Origin of the sequence: Salinisphaera aquimarina (assembly GCF_042643355.1) — a bacterium.
Taxonomy (GTDB): Bacteria; Pseudomonadota; Gammaproteobacteria; order Nevskiales; family Salinisphaeraceae; genus Salinisphaera; species Salinisphaera aquimarina.
Genome location: NZ_JBHRSS010000008.1, coordinates 220,191 through 234,483, shown reverse-complemented (window position 1 = coordinate 234,483; position 14,293 = coordinate 220,191). Strand labels below are relative to the sequence as shown.

Genomic DNA, 14,293 nt, shown 5'->3' with positions numbered 1-14,293 from the left:
TTGTCCGGTCCGCATGTTCTTCAGCAGGATTCTGGCTACGAGGCTTTTATTAGTGCAAGGGCCGCGTTGGGTTTAGGCAGATCTATGGCAAGCGCGGTGTCCGGGTTGGGTATAAGGATGACCTTTAATAAAGACCGTTTTCGGCTGCCTGCCGCCTGACATGTCCAGATGTTCTCGTCGCTGGGCGTCTTCCGGTGCAGCTTGAGCTTCTGAAACCGCTTCTGCGCATGGCTCCAGTTCGCCGAGTCGAAGTCCCGAAATATCCGGGGTGACACCAGGGCCAAGCCCTCGGGCAGTACGTGGATTCGTGCCTGAGCTGTGTTGATCGGCACCGTCTGGTTTTCTATGGAGTGTTTGAGCCAGGCCACGAAACGCTCGCCAGCGTCTTCGCTGGCCTCCATGCCGGCGACTTGGCCGTCCGCTTTATGGGCTGCGGCAAACTCGCGCTGAACGGTCGATTCGGAGCCTGTTGCAGTGCTCTCTTGAGCCTTGGCCGGGGGCGTGTTAACTGGTGCAGTCTCATCTTCGCCCGCCGCGTCGGCCGGTAGGTCGAACGGCAAAGTCAGATCGTCAATCGATGAGGCCGCTTGTTGATTGTTTCCCTCCGGAGCTGTTGCAGCCCCGGTTGAGCGCGGTTCTGCGGACTGGGCGGATTCACTTGGTCTGTTGGTGACTTGGTCGGCTGCGCCTTTGGCTGTCTCAGATCCCAGCGGTTCAACGTGGCCATGCATCGACGCCGGGCGTCGGGTTGGATCCGGCCAGATCTGGCTGGCATGCATGCGCAGACACGTCAGATGTTGCTGCCAGTCCGCGATCGTGATCGAGCAGAGCCAAACCGCGCGGTCGTCGTTGGGAACCAACAGACCATGTTGTTGCAGCTCATCCATGAGCCGGTCATTCCGGGTCGGGATCCCTGGCTGTCCTTCCTCGATCAGGTGGGTGCGGAGCTTGTCGAGCGTAGTCTTTGACACCAGCCAGAGCGTGTCATCGTCGAGGTAGGCGGCCGCGCCGCGGCGGTTCATTGGCAGATCGCCGTCATCCAACAGATAACGCAGTCCGGTGAGCAAGCGCTCGACAAGCGGCTTGGCCTTGGCGGTCGGTAGCTGTACGTTTTTGCTGCCACTGAGATTGCGCGCCACCGACAGACCGTCCGCCTGGCCCACGATTTCACCGATGGCGTCGGCATTCGATGGATCGCCCTGGATTGCCGCGAGCCAGTTGTGCAGCGCGCTCTGGTCGCTTGCGATCCACTGCAGCCCCTCGGTCGATAGCAGATGGTGCACCAACAACGGGGGGATCCGCTCGTGGTGGCGATAGACGCGCTTGGAATTAAACTCGATGCCATAGGTCGCCCCGACCGGCATCGGACCGTGCACGGGCGACCAGGCGCTGCGACGGGCATGCGGCCCGTCATAGAGTGTGATGTGCTGATCTGTTACGGGTTTGCCGAGATCGTGGAGCAGGGCGGCGGTGAAGCACGCATACGTCCACAGATCCTGGACTCGGGATTGCACCTCGGGTGCTTCGCCGCGCGGCAGGATGATGCCCTGTTTCAGATCCAGCGTGTGGCGCGCTACTTCGATGCCGTGCTGTAGCAGACCACTGGCGCCGGCGTGATGATGGGATTCGGAGGCCGGCAGATGCTGTACCAGCGCCGCATAATTATCGAAGACCACTTGGTACAGCGAACGCCAATGTTCGGCCGGTACGCCCGCGCGTGCACGGATGGCCGCGAGCTCGCCTTCAAATGGGGCGAGCAATTCCGAAGCCGAGCGAACCTTGAAACGATTACGCTCGACACGGCCGGCTGTTCCAGCGTCTTCGCTGGAACGGAGCCATTTCTTGAAACGCGAAACGATCACGGTGATCGATCGTGCCGGATAAAGCGGGTTTTTGGTGCGACAAATTCACTCGGCGACCGAGTGAATTTCTGCCCTTGCGCGTATGCGCGGCCCTTTCGCCCTTTCGAGCAGGCTCTATCGGAGCCTTTCCACGGGTAAGTCCATTACCATTCAAAAACCTATTCCATTCGGCCCTTTACGCCAGCCCTTCGCTGTCACCGCTGTCGCAACGTAAAAGGCCGCGCATCGGCGCGGCCCGGGTGACTACCGTATTGAGCGTGTTGATCGCGACGCGCAGCATAGTGAAAACGCGCATCGCCGGATTGGAGGATTGCCCCAGGGCTATGACATTGGCCTCGTCGTCGGTAAGGCCCGGTCACGCGGGTTCGCTATCGGGGCGTTGCGAACCTGATTCATCTGTGGGCGCGGATCACCGCACAAAGGGGCACCGTCGACTTCCGGAGACGGGCAGCCGGCGTGGTCAAGAAGGCCGTGGCCTTCCCGCGATCGGCTCCGAGAGCCGGCCCTGGGAAGGCCACGACGCGACCACGCCTGAATCAGCTTGAAAGAAGTGCGCCAGTACACAGTTGGCGCTATGTGGTGCGTTCTCGGGTGTGGATGAACTTGATCGAGCGTCCGGCCCGGCTGAGTGCGCAAGATCGGTACCCCAAAAGGCTCATGCCTTTTCCACGATCGGAAGAGGGTCTGCTGCCGCGGCAGAAGGGCTACTCACGATACGGATAAAGCGCCGCTATCAGGGCCAGCTTTTTTGTGATGTCGGAAAAAGCCCCGCACGGTGTGCAGGGCTTGAGTGAAGGCCGTCATCAGGCGGCGGTATCAACCGATCCGGTTTTAAGGGGACCAATTAGCCATTGGTAGGCTGTTTCAGCATAGGCTGCGGCTCGAAAGATGGCCGATTTATCCTCTTTAAGAACACTGAGCCAGTCCGCGATATAGTCTGCATGGTTTGCGATGTCGCCATAAAGGCCTAGCGCCGACATGCAATAGAGCGAGCCGAGCTCGGCCACCAGTTCCTCGAACGCATAAGCACCCTCGCGGACGGTGGTTTCGTATCTTGGTCGAGCACAACGTGACGCATGTTGGGTCGCATGGGCCAGTTCGTGCATCGCCGTGGCGTAGTAGTCGGTCGCAGAGCCGAATCGATCCCGGTCGGGCATCGTGATGATGTCCGTGTTGGGTCGATAGCAGGCGCGAGCGCCGCCATGCAGGATCGTGATACCGGACGCATTCAGAATGCGCTCGGCTGCCTCGACCGGCTCGAACCCAAACCGCGGGCGCGGATCAGGGGCCTCGAGGCCGTCGATCTGATCCAGGTTGAAGACCTTGAAGTGACGCAACACGCGAATTTGCTCAGTGACAGCATCGCCGTTGTCGTCGACCTCGCCGGTTTCTTTCTCGAACGCCTTGTAGAAGATCGCCGGTGAGCTGTGCTCATTTTTGCGAACCTGACCGCCCAGTTCCTGAGCCTGACGGTACGTCAGCCAGTGACCGGTGCTATAGCGCTGTCGTAACTGGCAGCACCACAGAAACACGACGTTGAAGCCGTGGTAATCATGGCCGGTGCTCAAATTGACCGGGATGTTGAGGGTCTGTGTGCGGTCCCAGGGACAGCGCCAGGGCAGGGTGCCCTGTTCCAGTGCGTCGATGATCTGATCGGTAATCTGCTTGCGAATATCCGTTTTGGACATGGTGTTTCTCCTGATCATTCGGCCAGAAACACCGCGCCCAATGGGGAACGATGTTCCCCAGCCGGGAGTGAAAACGAGAGGTTGAAAATCGGGACGCGAACGTCCCGATGTCGTTTATAGCCTATACGGCCGCGGTTGTGGCGGCCAGACGCCAGACCTTGGCTTGATTGCCGAAACGATAGCCCGCTGCCTTGAGTGCTTCCTTGCGCTCCTGAAAGTCGGGATCGTCCTTCGACAGTTTGACCTCGGCCGGCATGCGGTCAGTATCCGACACAGGCGTGGCCGCTCCCGATTCGGATGCGGTCTCGGATCCGGAGTCGCTGTGCTGCGATTCCGTTTCCTCGCCGTCGTCCGATGCCGTCTCCGCGCTGTAAACAGTCTCGCCGTCGATCTTGATGAAGCCGATGTAGAGCAGGCGGGATTTCAGGCTGACGCCCGTCTCGCCTGCACGTTCGCCCTTGGCATAGGTGAACGTGTCTACGTACAGATCGCCGAGCCGGAAACCGATCAAGACCTTGCGGTCCTGTTTTACGGCGTCCTGATACTGCTGGACCAGGTCGATCGCTTTGGAGCCGCTGATACGGCAATCAAAACGCGTGTGATTGACGTTGTCAGTCGAACCGTGAAGTGCCGCGATATCACAGGCCCAGAACGGCGTGCCGTTCTTGGGGCGAACCTCGCGAACGCGGTTCAGATAGCCAATGCCTTGCGTATGAAGATCGAAGTATTCAGACATGGTGTTTCTCCTTGAAATAGGGGACACACCACGCCCCACTTGGGGCTGATGCTCCCCAAGCGTGGGTTGGAAGGTGCTGCTGGCGCAACGATGAATGGAAACTGGATCGGACTCGAAAGCCGCCTCGTTACACGATCCGTCGAGGCTTGAAGGGCCGCTATGAACCTAGCGGTAGGTGTTCGAATAAAGCCTAAACAGATTGGATGCGCAGTGTCAATAGTGCGTGATGGGCCGATTATTGGGGTCAACTCACGAAACGGAATAAATCGTACGCTAAGCCTCTCGCGGCTTATTGCAAATGATGTTTGATGCCTGTCCTCCTTGAGCCCTTGATCTCGAACGTGACTCCGGTGTAGCGATCTGCGGCAACCGGTTAGCGCAGCATAAATAATGGCTGCGGCGCTTGAGTCTCTAGCGGCTAGAGGCTCCATAGTGCAGCAATGAGCAATTTTCAGCACGACTAAATCCGAGATTCTCGTACGACAGCAAGCCACAAGGAACGCTATTAAGGCGCTTCGTCTCCTTTTGCTACGGCGACTGTCGTTGGCGCATTGCAGTGCATTGCTTGCCGGCGCAGCGCTACCGTTGGCATTCGCGCCGGTCGATTGGTATTGGCTGGCCGTGCTGTCGCCGGCAGTATTGTTTGCGCTCGTGTCTCGCTTGCGAGAACGCGACGCGCTCTGGGTTGCTTATCTCTTCGGTGTCGGCTACTTCGGAACCGGTGTCTCATGGGTTTACATCAGCATCGACCGGTACGGCAGCGGCCCCGTGGCGGCCGCTGCCGTGACCTTGGTCTTTATCGCGCTACTCGCCGTATTTCCCTGGTCGGCGATCTACCTCGTTCGCAAACTACGACCGCAGATGGACGGGGTGGCGCTTTGGCTTGGGCTGCCCGCAGCCTGGGTATTGACCGAATGGGTTCGGCTTTGGTTTCTCACCGGCTTTCCCTGGCTTTTCCTGGGATATAGTCAAGTGAGCACACCGCTCGCTGCCCTCGCCCCCGTATTCGGTGTGCTCGGCGTGAGCCTGGTTTTGACAATCATCGCTGGAGGTTTGGCCTGGTTCTGCCTGCGGCCCAATATCTGCCGCGCCGCACTTACTGTGGGAGCAATCGCGGCGGTATGGGCTGGCGTCGCCCTCCTTGACCGCGAATGGACTTATCCGACGTCCAAGCCGCTTTCCGTCGCACTGATCCAGGGCAATATGGCGCAAGACAACAAGTGGAAGCCAGAAACACTACCCTCGACTCTGAAGCGCTATCGTAATCTGACGCAGCCGTATCTCGGAACGGATCTCATCGTCTGGCCCGAGACAGCACTGCCCATCTGGTACGACCAGGCGGATGTATATCTCGGGCGGATCAAATCACAGCTCGGCAAGCACGGCTCGACCCTGATACTCGGCATTCCGGTACGTACCGAGCAAGGCGACGCCTACAACAGCGCCGTTCGCCTGGGCGACCCCGCCGCGTTCTACTACAAGCGCCACTTGGTGCCTTTTGGTGAATACATCCCTTTACGCAACGCGCTCGGTCCTGTACTCAATCTGCTGGGCGCGCCGGTCACTGATTTTACCGAGGGCAAACGCCCCCGCTTGCTGGATGTGGGTGACGTGCCTGTTGGCGCATTGATCTGTTTCGACGTGGCATTTGGGGGCGAGGTCGCCGATCTGCTTCCCGACGCTCGGCTGTTGGTCAATATCACCAACGATGCCTGGTTCGGCGATTCGCTGGGCCCGCAACAACACCTGCAGATCGCTCAAATGCGAGCTATCGAAACCGGCCGCCCCCTCCTGCGGGCGGCCAACACCGGCATCACCGCGGTGGTAGATCACAACGGACGGCTTCTGGCGCGCGCAGCTCAGTTCGAGGTTAACTCGATTTCCGCCGAAGTGACGCCGCGGCGGGGAATGACCCCGTACGGGCGCTGGCGAGATTACCCGGTCCTGGCAATGATCGCGCTGACGGCGCTCGCGCTCGGCCTTTTGCGCGTGACGCGAACCCGTTGATCGCAAGGCTTTACCCTCAAGCCACTGGAGGTTTTACGCTTACGTTCGGAGGTAGTGATATGTCGGATTGTGGTTGTGAATTCGAAGCCAAGGACCAAACGCAAAGACAGGCGTTGTACTGGCTGCTGGGAATCAACGGCGTGATGTTTCTGACCGAGTTCGGGGTAGGCATGCTAGGCGGGTCAACCGCGCTGATCGCCGACTCGCTCGACAACTTCGCCGATGCTGCGGTTTACTCCGCGGGTCTGTATGCGGTCGGTCGTGCCGCGCACCATAAGGCACGCGCGGCATCGATCGGCGGGGTGGTTCAGATCCTGCTCGCCCTGTTCGCGCTGAGCGAAGTCGTGCGCCGTACCGTTATGGGGAGCAATCCGGAGTCCGCTTACATGATTCTGATGGGGCTGGCCGCGCTTGCAGCCAATACCGTGTGCTTGCTGATCATCGCCCGACATCGGGACGGCGGCGTGCACATGCGCGCGAGCTGGATATTTTCGGCCAATGACGTCATCGCCAACGTCGGCGTTATCATCGGCGGCACGCTCGTCTACTATCTCGACACCCGGATCCCCGACCTGATTATCGGCTTGATCGTTGGGCTGATCGTACTGCTTGGCGGCGTACAAATCCTTAGGGATGCCCGTAGAACCACGGCCGAGATGCCGTCATCGGCGGCGCCGTGAGGACCATCGTAGTCAACGCGGCTTCAGTGCGCGCCTTACAGGTTAAGGCTAGTTAAATGGGGACGCGTACGGCCCCTATCGCCGCCAATGCGTTGGCGCCGGCCAAACGGCTTCGCTGGCTCTTGCTGTCGTTGTTGCTTCTGGGTCTCGATCAAGCAGCCAAATATGCGGCCAGCGTCCATCTGGCTTACGGCGAATACCTGCCGGTCACGCGCTTTTTCAACTGGACGCATCAACATAACACCGGGGCGGCATTCAGTTTTTTGGCCAACGCCGGCGGTTGGCAAAACGCCTTCCTGATCGTTTTAGCGCTTGTTGTTTCGACGGCCCTGGGTTGCTGGCTGTGGCGCGAAAACGCATCAAGAACGTATCAGATCGCGCTATGCGCCATCATCGGCGGCGCACTGGGCAATGTGACCGATCGGCTGCTGCGCGGCTACGTCGTCGATTTTCTCGATTTCCACTACGGGCAGTGGCACTGGCCTGCATTCAACCTCGCCGATGTGTGGATCATCGTGGGGGCGGCAGCGCTTATCTGGGCGCAGGGCAGGCGCGCGGGATGATGGTGTCAGCCTGGCTTTCAAAACGGTCTGAAAAATGAATTTTATAGTGAAATGCATCTTTATCGCGCTCGCTGTTTTTGCGGGCGTTACCTATGCGGTTGAACGTGGCGGCCCCGGTCGGATGGATAACGGCGACATGATGGGCGGCTTAATGACGCAATGCGGCGTGATGGGCGAACCCATGATGATCGCGTGGCTACTGTTCGTGCTGCTCGTTATCGGCGTGTTGGTCCTCGCCGTCTTTGCGCTGATCAAGTATTTGCGTAGCGAAGGGCAGCGTACGTCGCCGAAGAATGCCGGTCACGAAACGACACGTCGTGCACCCAACTCGGAAACAGATAACTATCCGTAGGCAGTACATTCGAAGCCTGCGTACCTAATCTGACGAGAAGTCAGCGATGCGTAGTGGAACGAGATAATGCAGACCAAGATGGAAAAATCCAGCAAAAGTGAGGGCAGCGCCGAGAAAAGCTGACCTCTGTTCCCGAAAGCGGCCACTCAAAACGAGTGGCCGCTTTCAACCATATGTTCTAACAGGAGATTAACCATGAGTTTAAGACTAGGCGATACCGCCCCCAATTTCACCGCCGATACCACCGAAGGCGAGATCGATTTTCACGACTGGCTGGGTGACGGCTGGGGCATGCTGATGTCGCACCCGGCCGACTTCACACCGGTCTGCACCACCGAGCTGGGTGCGGTCGGCGGCCTCAAGGAACGGTTTGCCAAGCGCAACGTAAAAGCGATCGTGGTTTCGGTGGATTCGGTGGCCGATCACAAGCGCTGGTCATCGGATATCGAAGAAACCCAGGGTCAGGCCGTGAATTTTCCGATCATCGGCGATTCTGACCGCAAGGTTGCCGAACTCTACGACATGATTCACCCAAACGCGGGTGACACGTCGACCGTGCGCAGCGTGTTCATCATCGATGCGAACAAGAAAATCCGCATGACGCTGACCTACCCGAAGAGCGCCGGGCGCAATTTCGACGAGATCCTGCGCGTCATCGATTCGTTGCAGTTGACCGACAACTACAAGGTGACCACGCCGGCGAACTGGCAGGACGGCGATGACGTGATTGTGTCACCCGCACTGTCCAACGAAGAGGCGAAGAAGCTGTTCCCGGCCGGCTGGAACGAGCTCAAGCCCTATCTGCGCATGATCAGACAGCCGAACAAGTAACGGTTCCGGCCTCAAGCCTTGGACAAGGACCACACGCCTTGTCCAGGGCTTGGTGCTGTCCATCACCCGTCCGGCGATGACTCGGGCGCCAGCAGCTCGTGAAGGCAAAATCCAATCTGGGTCAGCCAATAGGCTTGGAAAAGTAATTCTCCGTTAGATTCAACGCAATCTCTCCGGATCAGACAAGGCCACTGTGGTGTCTTGGTTATAAGAGCGATCGGTTAATACCTGCAGAATACCGCATGTCCCGCTTGGCCGCTTGCCGACGCACTGCTTGCGTAACACGGCCAAGTGCTGTTTTAGCTGCGTGAGTTCTTCCATACGGATTTCGACTTGCTGGATATGTTTATCTAGCAGCGCGTTGACATCACTGCAGTCTGTCTGCGGGCGATCGCGAAACTGCAACAAGGCGCGCACCTCTTGGAGACTCATACCCAGCGATCGGCAGTGTCGGATGAACCGCAAGCGTTCGACATGGGCCTCGCTGTAGAGCCGGAAATTAGCATTGCTTCGCATAGGCTCTGGTAGCAGCTTCTCCTGCTCATAGTAGCGAATTGTTCCGACTTGGCAGTCAGTGCGACTTGCCAACTCACCGATTTTCAAGGCCACGGAAATCCTCCAAATTAGATACTTGAGTCTATAGTAGTTATAGGGATGCTGGCCGGCAAGATCATAAAATCACTGTGGCCTGCCGGCCGCGCGGTACGCGAGTTAATAAAGCCCCCGGCAAGCCGCTGGTTTATACACTTGGCACTCACTACGCATTCAATCAGTCATGTAGCAGCATCTTACGCTTGACCCTCTAGTAGCTAGAGGGTCTAGGATCACAACACATAAATCTCAGTCGGTACTCGACTGGGCCGATGTTTGCAAAAAAGAGGACATGAAATGGGCGATTGCGGCTGTCACGTTGAAGCGAGCAATGAGGCCGAGCGGCGAATTCTACGGATCGCCCTGGCCCTCAATGCCACGATGTTCGTGGTCGGCATCACGGCCGGCCTTATCGCCCAGTCCATGGGACTGGTCGCTGATTCGTTGGATATGCTGGCCGACGCCAGCGCCTATGCAATCGGCCTGGTCGCAATGACACGCAGTGCGCGCTTCAAGGCCTCTGCGGGGCAATTGAGCGGGTCGATACTATTGCTGCTGGGTTTAGCCGTGCTGGTCGGCGTCTTATGGCGAGCGGCCACGGGCAGCGAGCCCGAGGGCTCTTGGATGATCGGAATCGCCTTTGTATCGCTCGCTGTCAATACCATCGTTCTCCGGTTGCTGGGACGTTTTCGTCATGGCGAGGTGCACCTGCGAGCGACTTGGCTATTCACTCGGGTCGATGTAATTGCCAATGTAGCTGTGATCCTGTCCGGCGTGCTGGTGCTTGTTCTGAACAATGCGGCACCTGATCTGATCATCGGCACCGCGCTTGGCCTCTACGTGATCAAGGAAGCGACCGGCATCCTGCGCGAGGCACGCGACGAACAGAAGGCTTCTCTCAAAGCAAGCTAGCGCGTTTTCAGGGGGACTGCCGTGGGCGATCTGGCCAACATCGTATTGCTGGGCATCATCGAGGGTATTACCGAGTTCTTGCCGATATCCAGCACCGGCCATCTGTTGATCGCCGAACGCTGGCTTGGGCAGCGTTCGGATATGTTCAATGTCGTCATCCAGGCGGGGGCGATTCTCGCAGTCGTATTTATCTACTGGCGCGAAATTCGGCGTCTTTTCACTCGTTGGCGTGAACCGGACCAACGTGATTATTTGTTCAAGCTTATTGTCGCGTTTTTGATTACCGCGCTACTCGGGCTGATCACGGTCAAGTTAGGCTTCCAGTTGCCGACCCAGCTCAGTGGCGTGGCCTGGGCGCTGGTCATCGGCGGTGTTTGGATGATCGCGGCAGAACAGATCGCCGCCAGACAGCCGGCATCCGAGCGCGTAACTTGGACGGTGGCCGTGTTGGTGGGTATTGCGCAGATGGTCGCGGGCCTGCTTCCGGGCACTTCACGATCGGCGGCGACGATCTTCGTCGCGCTTCTGGCCGGCACCAATAACCGCAGTGCCGCCACCCAGTTCGCGTTTCTCGTGGGCATTCCCACCATGTTCGCAGCCAGCGGTTTCGAGCTATTCAAGCAATTCCAGGGTGGCGCCGGTATCGCACCCGACTGGACCGGGCTGGCGGTCGGGTTCCTCGTTTCGATGGCCGTCGCGTTTTTCGCAGTCAAATGGCTGCTGGATTTCATCCAGTTCCATACTTTCACCGCGTTCGCTATCTATCGTATCGTATTTGGTGCCGCCTTGTTAATTTTGCTCCACGGCAGCTGATTTATTTAAAATGTTCCTATATATGCCGACAGTGCCTACCAACTTTACTACGACTATAAGGTACTCTTCCGGGCCCCAATCTGGACGAGTGCTGCGTGTTCTGTCCCTTTCGTTCGGTAACGTGCCCGCCAATCCAGCACCAGCGCGAGTGTTGCGCTTAGGGTGACATATGCTGGGCTTACGCTCATCAGTGTCTGGTTGAAGTACACCCTAAATGGGCGTCAGACATAATGCGCCAATCCCGTCAGGATAGGGTCCATTTCAATTTGCTGCTCATGGCTGTCTTCTCTATTGCTTCGGGCCGCTTTTTTTTCGCGCGGCTTTGCGGCCCGGCGCAGCGCGGCGGCGCAGCGGCGTGACGTCTTGGGAGATCATGACCGGACTCGGTAATAGCGCATCATGCCGTTGTCCTCATGCTCCATGTTGTGGCAGTGATAGAGATAGAGGCCGTCGAAATCGGTGAAGGTCAGTACGATGCGGACACGCTCGCCGGGCAGGACCAGGACGGTGTCGTGCAGGCCGGCATCCACCAGCCCCGCATCGAGACCAGTCCAGCCGCGCAGGCCGCTGCGTTTGCTGCGCTCGATCACCGCAAACTGTAGGCCGTGCACATGCATGGGATGCGGCATCATGCTGTCGTTGACGAATTCCCAGATTTCGGTATCGCCCAGGGTCACGATTTCGTCATCCGCCACGACGGCGCCTTGGAATTGGCGACCATTGATGGAAAAGCCGCTCATCATTTCCATTCGCAAATCGAAGGTGCGTATGGGCGTAGCCGGGGTTGTGGAAGACGTTTTCAGGTCCAGATCTAGAACCTTGGGCAGCGGCGGTCCCTTGTCCGCGCGACGCGTGACGTGCAAGGGCACCAATTCGAATCGGGCGCCCGCGGGCAAGCCGGAGTAGCCGCCCATCATGCCGGAATTGTAAGCGTCGCTGACCAGAGCGAGTTGATCGCCGACTTTGGCGTCGGACAGATCGACCCACAAATCAATACGCTGGGCGGGGGGCAACGTGACATAGGGTCGTTGTTCCGGTGCCCCGAGCAGGCCCCCGCCGGTGCCGATGACGGTCACCGGGCGGCCGTCGCTCCAGGCCAGCTTGTAGATGCGCGCATTGGAACCGTTGAGAATCCGCAGACGATAGGGGCGGGTGCCGACCTCGCGGGCCGTCGGGGAATAACCGTTGACCAGAACGCGATCACCGAAAAAGCCGCGCATCATCGATCGCATGCCGTCGACAAAAGTCAGCTCGTTCTCGCCAGCAAACGTTCGATCCTGCAGGACCAGAATGAGCTCTTGATCGCCGGCGGGCAGATTGAGCGCGCGCTCGGTGTCGTCCTCGATAATCAACGGCCCGGCCAGTCCGGCATAGCTTTGAAAGCCGACGCGGCCGCCGTTGGGGCCGTGCGGATGCGGGTGGTACCAGTACAACCCGGCGCGGTCGACCACGTCGAAGGCCACCGTCATATCCTCGCCTGGCTTGATCGGAAGACGGGGCTGGCCGTCGACGTCCGGCGGCACGTGCAGGCCATGCCAGTGGACCGTCGTGTCCTCGGGCAGCGGGTTTTCCAGCCGCGCGCGTACCCGCTGGCCCCGGCGCAGCCGAATCAGCGGTCCAGGATAGCTTCCGCTGACTGAGGTCAGCGTGTCTTGCGGGCCCCGCATCAAGGCCGCGGTATAACGCCAGACCTCGCTGGGCGCGCCCGGCAGTATCGGTACAGTGTCGGGTTCAGCGCGCAGCCGGAAGTCTACGTCGAACGGCCCGTTTGTGATGCGCTGAGGTGGCGCCGCACGTTTGTCGTCCGCGGCGATCGCCTCCGTATTGTAGGCGACAAGCAAAGACGCGGGGGATAGAATTGATACGCCGGCAAGGCCGCCGATTTGGCCCAGCAATTGTCGGCGTTTTTTATCGATACGCTTCATGCGATGCGCTCCTGGACGTCGGTTTGGCTATTCGTCACGTTGAATCGTCCGATGGCGTTGATAACGCTGCGGCCCGAAGCCGGCATGCTTATTCACAAAGCCCGCGCGTAGCCGATAAGCGACGAGAATGATGATCAGGCCCGCGACGATCATCGGCGCCGAATAGACCTGGCCCAGCGTCATCCAGCCGAACGTGACGAAGCCCGCAAACGGGTCCGGCTGCCGGAAGAATTCCAGGAAGAACCGAAAACAGCCATAACCCAGCAGGAACGCGCCGGAAACCGCCATGCGCGGACGGGGCTTGCGTGCGTATATCCACAGAATGGCGAATAGCGCCACCCCCTCGAGAGCGGCTTCGTAGAGCTCCGACGGGTGGCGCGGCAGCCTATCGACGTGCGGATAGATCATCGCCCACGGCACGTCGGTGACGCGCCCGTAAAGCTCGCCGTTGATGAAGTTACCGATACGCCCGAAAAACAGCCCGATAGGGACGATCGGGGCGACGAAGTCGGTCACGTCGAAGACATGTTTGTGGGTGCGCCGGGCGAACCAGGCCGACGCGACGAATACGCCCAGCATTCCGCCGTGGAACGACATCCCGCCGTCCCAGACATAAAACACATGTAACGGATGGGCGAAGAAATAGCCCGGTTGATAGAACATTACATAACCGAGCCGGCCACCCAGCACCACGCCGAGCACGACATAAAACAGGAAGTCGCCGACCTCTTCGCGCGTCCAGCGTATATGCGCCAGTTGCGTGCGACGAACCGCCAGGGCCCAGCCGAGCAGAAAGCTGAGCAGATACATCAGGCCGTACCAGTGCACCGCCAACGGGCCCACTGAAAAAGCGACTGGATTGATCGACGGGTGTATAAACATGAGTGTTTTGATCGCGTTATGGGGGCAAGCTAAAGGATTGGTCGGTGAATCCGATCCGGATGATGCATGCCGAAGTGGTGTTCGGCTGTTCGCGGTTCAGGTTGGCACTGCATTGCACAGCGGCTGTCGGCCGTCGACGTTCGTTGGGCCGATCTATCGAGGGTTGCTGCGCAGGTACTTGATCAGTGCCAGAATGGCGAGCACCAATATAGCGATAACGAGCAGCCCAAAGAGTATTCCGACGATCATCATGGGGCCGCCCATCATCCCGCATTGCATCATCGAGCCGCCCGTCACGCCGGAATCGCCCATTCGGCCGGGGCCCGCCTGAGCGGCGGCCGGGGCCACGACGCTTGCCATCACAAGCAGGGTCAAGAAGGTTGCGTTGAGTTGTTTCATGCCGCTGTTTCCTTGTTCTATGGCGCTACATCAACCAAGATCCGAATGTTTT

At 59.0% G+C, this 14,293-nt stretch carries 14 protein-coding genes; 7 read left to right on the top strand and 7 right to left on the bottom strand.

All coding sequences use genetic code 11. The features are described 5' to 3' along the window. Window positions 1-35: 35 nt before the first annotated feature. From mobH to ACFOSU_RS16540, 3 genes are all read right to left on the bottom strand, one after another. Window positions 36-1,862, bottom strand: a complete 1,827-nt coding sequence (gene mobH, locus ACFOSU_RS16550) for a MobH family relaxase (RefSeq protein ID WP_380691027.1) — start codon at window positions 1,860-1,862, stop codon at window positions 36-38. An 803-nt stretch (window positions 1,863-2,665) separates the two neighbouring features. Further along, complete coding sequence (locus tag ACFOSU_RS16545) at window positions 2,666-3,550, bottom strand: ArdC family protein (protein ID WP_380691026.1); 885 nt, start codon at window positions 3,548-3,550, stop codon at window positions 2,666-2,668. Window positions 3,551-3,671: 121 nt separating this feature from the next. Then, window positions 3,672-4,313 (bottom strand): STY4534 family ICE replication protein, encoded by a 642-nt coding sequence (locus ACFOSU_RS16540; RefSeq protein WP_380691025.1) that lies wholly within the window; start codon window positions 4,311-4,313, stop codon window positions 3,672-3,674. Between the two features lie 516 nt (window positions 4,314-4,829). On the opposite strand from ACFOSU_RS16540, the gene lnt reads away from it, so the two are divergent. The 5 genes from lnt to ACFOSU_RS16515 all read left to right on the top strand — a co-directional run bounded on the left by lnt (window position 4,830) and on the right by ACFOSU_RS16515 (window position 8,719). Further along, on the top strand, window positions 4,830-6,293 hold the full coding sequence (lnt, locus tag ACFOSU_RS16535) for an apolipoprotein N-acyltransferase (RefSeq protein ID WP_380691024.1): 1,464 nt from the start codon (window positions 4,830-4,832) through the stop codon (window positions 6,291-6,293). 59 nt (window positions 6,294-6,352) lie between these two features. Next, the gene (locus ACFOSU_RS16530) at window positions 6,353-6,973 is read left to right on the top strand and encodes a cation transporter (protein WP_380691023.1); all 621 of its coding nucleotides are present in this window, start codon (window positions 6,353-6,355) and stop codon (window positions 6,971-6,973) included. Between the two features lie 56 nt (window positions 6,974-7,029). Further along, entirely contained in the window at window positions 7,030-7,536 is a 507-nt protein-coding gene (lspA, locus tag ACFOSU_RS16525) for a signal peptidase II (RefSeq protein ID WP_380691022.1), read from the top strand. A gap of 34 nt (window positions 7,537-7,570) precedes the next feature. Next, complete coding sequence (locus ACFOSU_RS16520; RefSeq protein ID WP_380691021.1) at window positions 7,571-7,888, top strand: hypothetical protein; 318 nt, start codon at window positions 7,571-7,573, stop codon at window positions 7,886-7,888. A gap of 195 nt (window positions 7,889-8,083) precedes the next feature. Continuing rightward, a complete protein-coding gene (locus ACFOSU_RS16515; protein ID WP_380691020.1) occupies window positions 8,084-8,719 on the top strand; it encodes a peroxiredoxin in 636 nt (211 codons plus the stop codon). 159 nt (window positions 8,720-8,878) lie between these two features. On the opposite strand, the gene cadR is transcribed toward ACFOSU_RS16515, so the two are convergent. After that, entirely contained in the window at window positions 8,879-9,328 is a 450-nt protein-coding gene (gene cadR, locus ACFOSU_RS16510) for a Cd(II)/Pb(II)-responsive transcriptional regulator (RefSeq protein ID WP_380691019.1), read from the bottom strand. A gap of 279 nt (window positions 9,329-9,607) precedes the next feature. Between cadR and ACFOSU_RS16505 the strand changes: the two genes are divergently transcribed. Beyond that, the gene (locus tag ACFOSU_RS16505) at window positions 9,608-10,222 is read left to right on the top strand and encodes a cation transporter (protein ID WP_380691018.1); all 615 of its coding nucleotides are present in this window, start codon (window positions 9,608-9,610) and stop codon (window positions 10,220-10,222) included. Between the two features lie 21 nt (window positions 10,223-10,243). Beyond that, the gene (locus ACFOSU_RS16500) at window positions 10,244-11,035 is read left to right on the top strand and encodes an undecaprenyl-diphosphate phosphatase (RefSeq protein ID WP_380691017.1); all 792 of its coding nucleotides are present in this window, start codon (window positions 10,244-10,246) and stop codon (window positions 11,033-11,035) included. A gap of 371 nt (window positions 11,036-11,406) precedes the next feature. Here ACFOSU_RS16500 and ACFOSU_RS16495 read toward each other — a convergent pair whose 3' ends face one another. From ACFOSU_RS16495 to ACFOSU_RS16485, 3 genes are all read right to left on the bottom strand, one after another. Beyond that, window positions 11,407-12,960: a multicopper oxidase family protein gene (locus ACFOSU_RS16495; RefSeq protein WP_380691016.1), complete on the bottom strand. Its 1,554-nt coding sequence runs from the start codon at window positions 12,958-12,960 to the stop codon at window positions 11,407-11,409. Between the two features lie 27 nt (window positions 12,961-12,987). Next, a complete protein-coding gene (lgt, locus tag ACFOSU_RS16490; protein ID WP_380691015.1) occupies window positions 12,988-13,842 on the bottom strand; it encodes a prolipoprotein diacylglyceryl transferase in 855 nt (284 codons plus the stop codon). Window positions 13,843-13,995: 153 nt separating this feature from the next. Then, the gene (locus tag ACFOSU_RS16485; protein WP_380691014.1) at window positions 13,996-14,241 is read right to left on the bottom strand and encodes a hypothetical protein; all 246 of its coding nucleotides are present in this window, start codon (window positions 14,239-14,241) and stop codon (window positions 13,996-13,998) included. Between the last annotated feature and the right edge of the window lie 52 nt (window positions 14,242-14,293).

What these genes read in the sequence shown, in the direction of transcription:
- ACFOSU_RS16545 (WP_380691026.1), bottom strand. Translation starts at nt 3,550, where the DNA reads ATGTCCAAAACGGATATTCGCAAGCAGATTACCGATCAGATCATCGAC.
- ACFOSU_RS16530 (WP_380691023.1), top strand. Translation starts at nt 6,353, where the DNA reads ATGTCGGATTGTGGTTGTGAATTCGAAGCCAAGGACCAAACGCAAAGA.
- lspA (WP_380691022.1), top strand. Translation starts at nt 7,030, where the DNA reads ATGGGGACGCGTACGGCCCCTATCGCCGCCAATGCGTTGGCGCCGGCC.
- ACFOSU_RS16520 (WP_380691021.1), top strand. Translation starts at nt 7,571, where the DNA reads ATGAATTTTATAGTGAAATGCATCTTTATCGCGCTCGCTGTTTTTGCG.
- ACFOSU_RS16515 (WP_380691020.1), top strand. Translation starts at nt 8,084, where the DNA reads ATGAGTTTAAGACTAGGCGATACCGCCCCCAATTTCACCGCCGATACC.
- ACFOSU_RS16505 (WP_380691018.1), top strand. Translation starts at nt 9,608, where the DNA reads ATGGGCGATTGCGGCTGTCACGTTGAAGCGAGCAATGAGGCCGAGCGG.
- ACFOSU_RS16495 (WP_380691016.1), bottom strand. Translation starts at nt 12,960, where the DNA reads ATGAAGCGTATCGATAAAAAACGCCGACAATTGCTGGGCCAAATCGGC.
- lgt (WP_380691015.1), bottom strand. Translation starts at nt 13,842, where the DNA reads ATGTTTATACACCCGTCGATCAATCCAGTCGCTTTTTCAGTGGGCCCG.
- ACFOSU_RS16485 (WP_380691014.1), bottom strand. Translation starts at nt 14,241, where the DNA reads ATGAAACAACTCAACGCAACCTTCTTGACCCTGCTTGTGATGGCAAGC.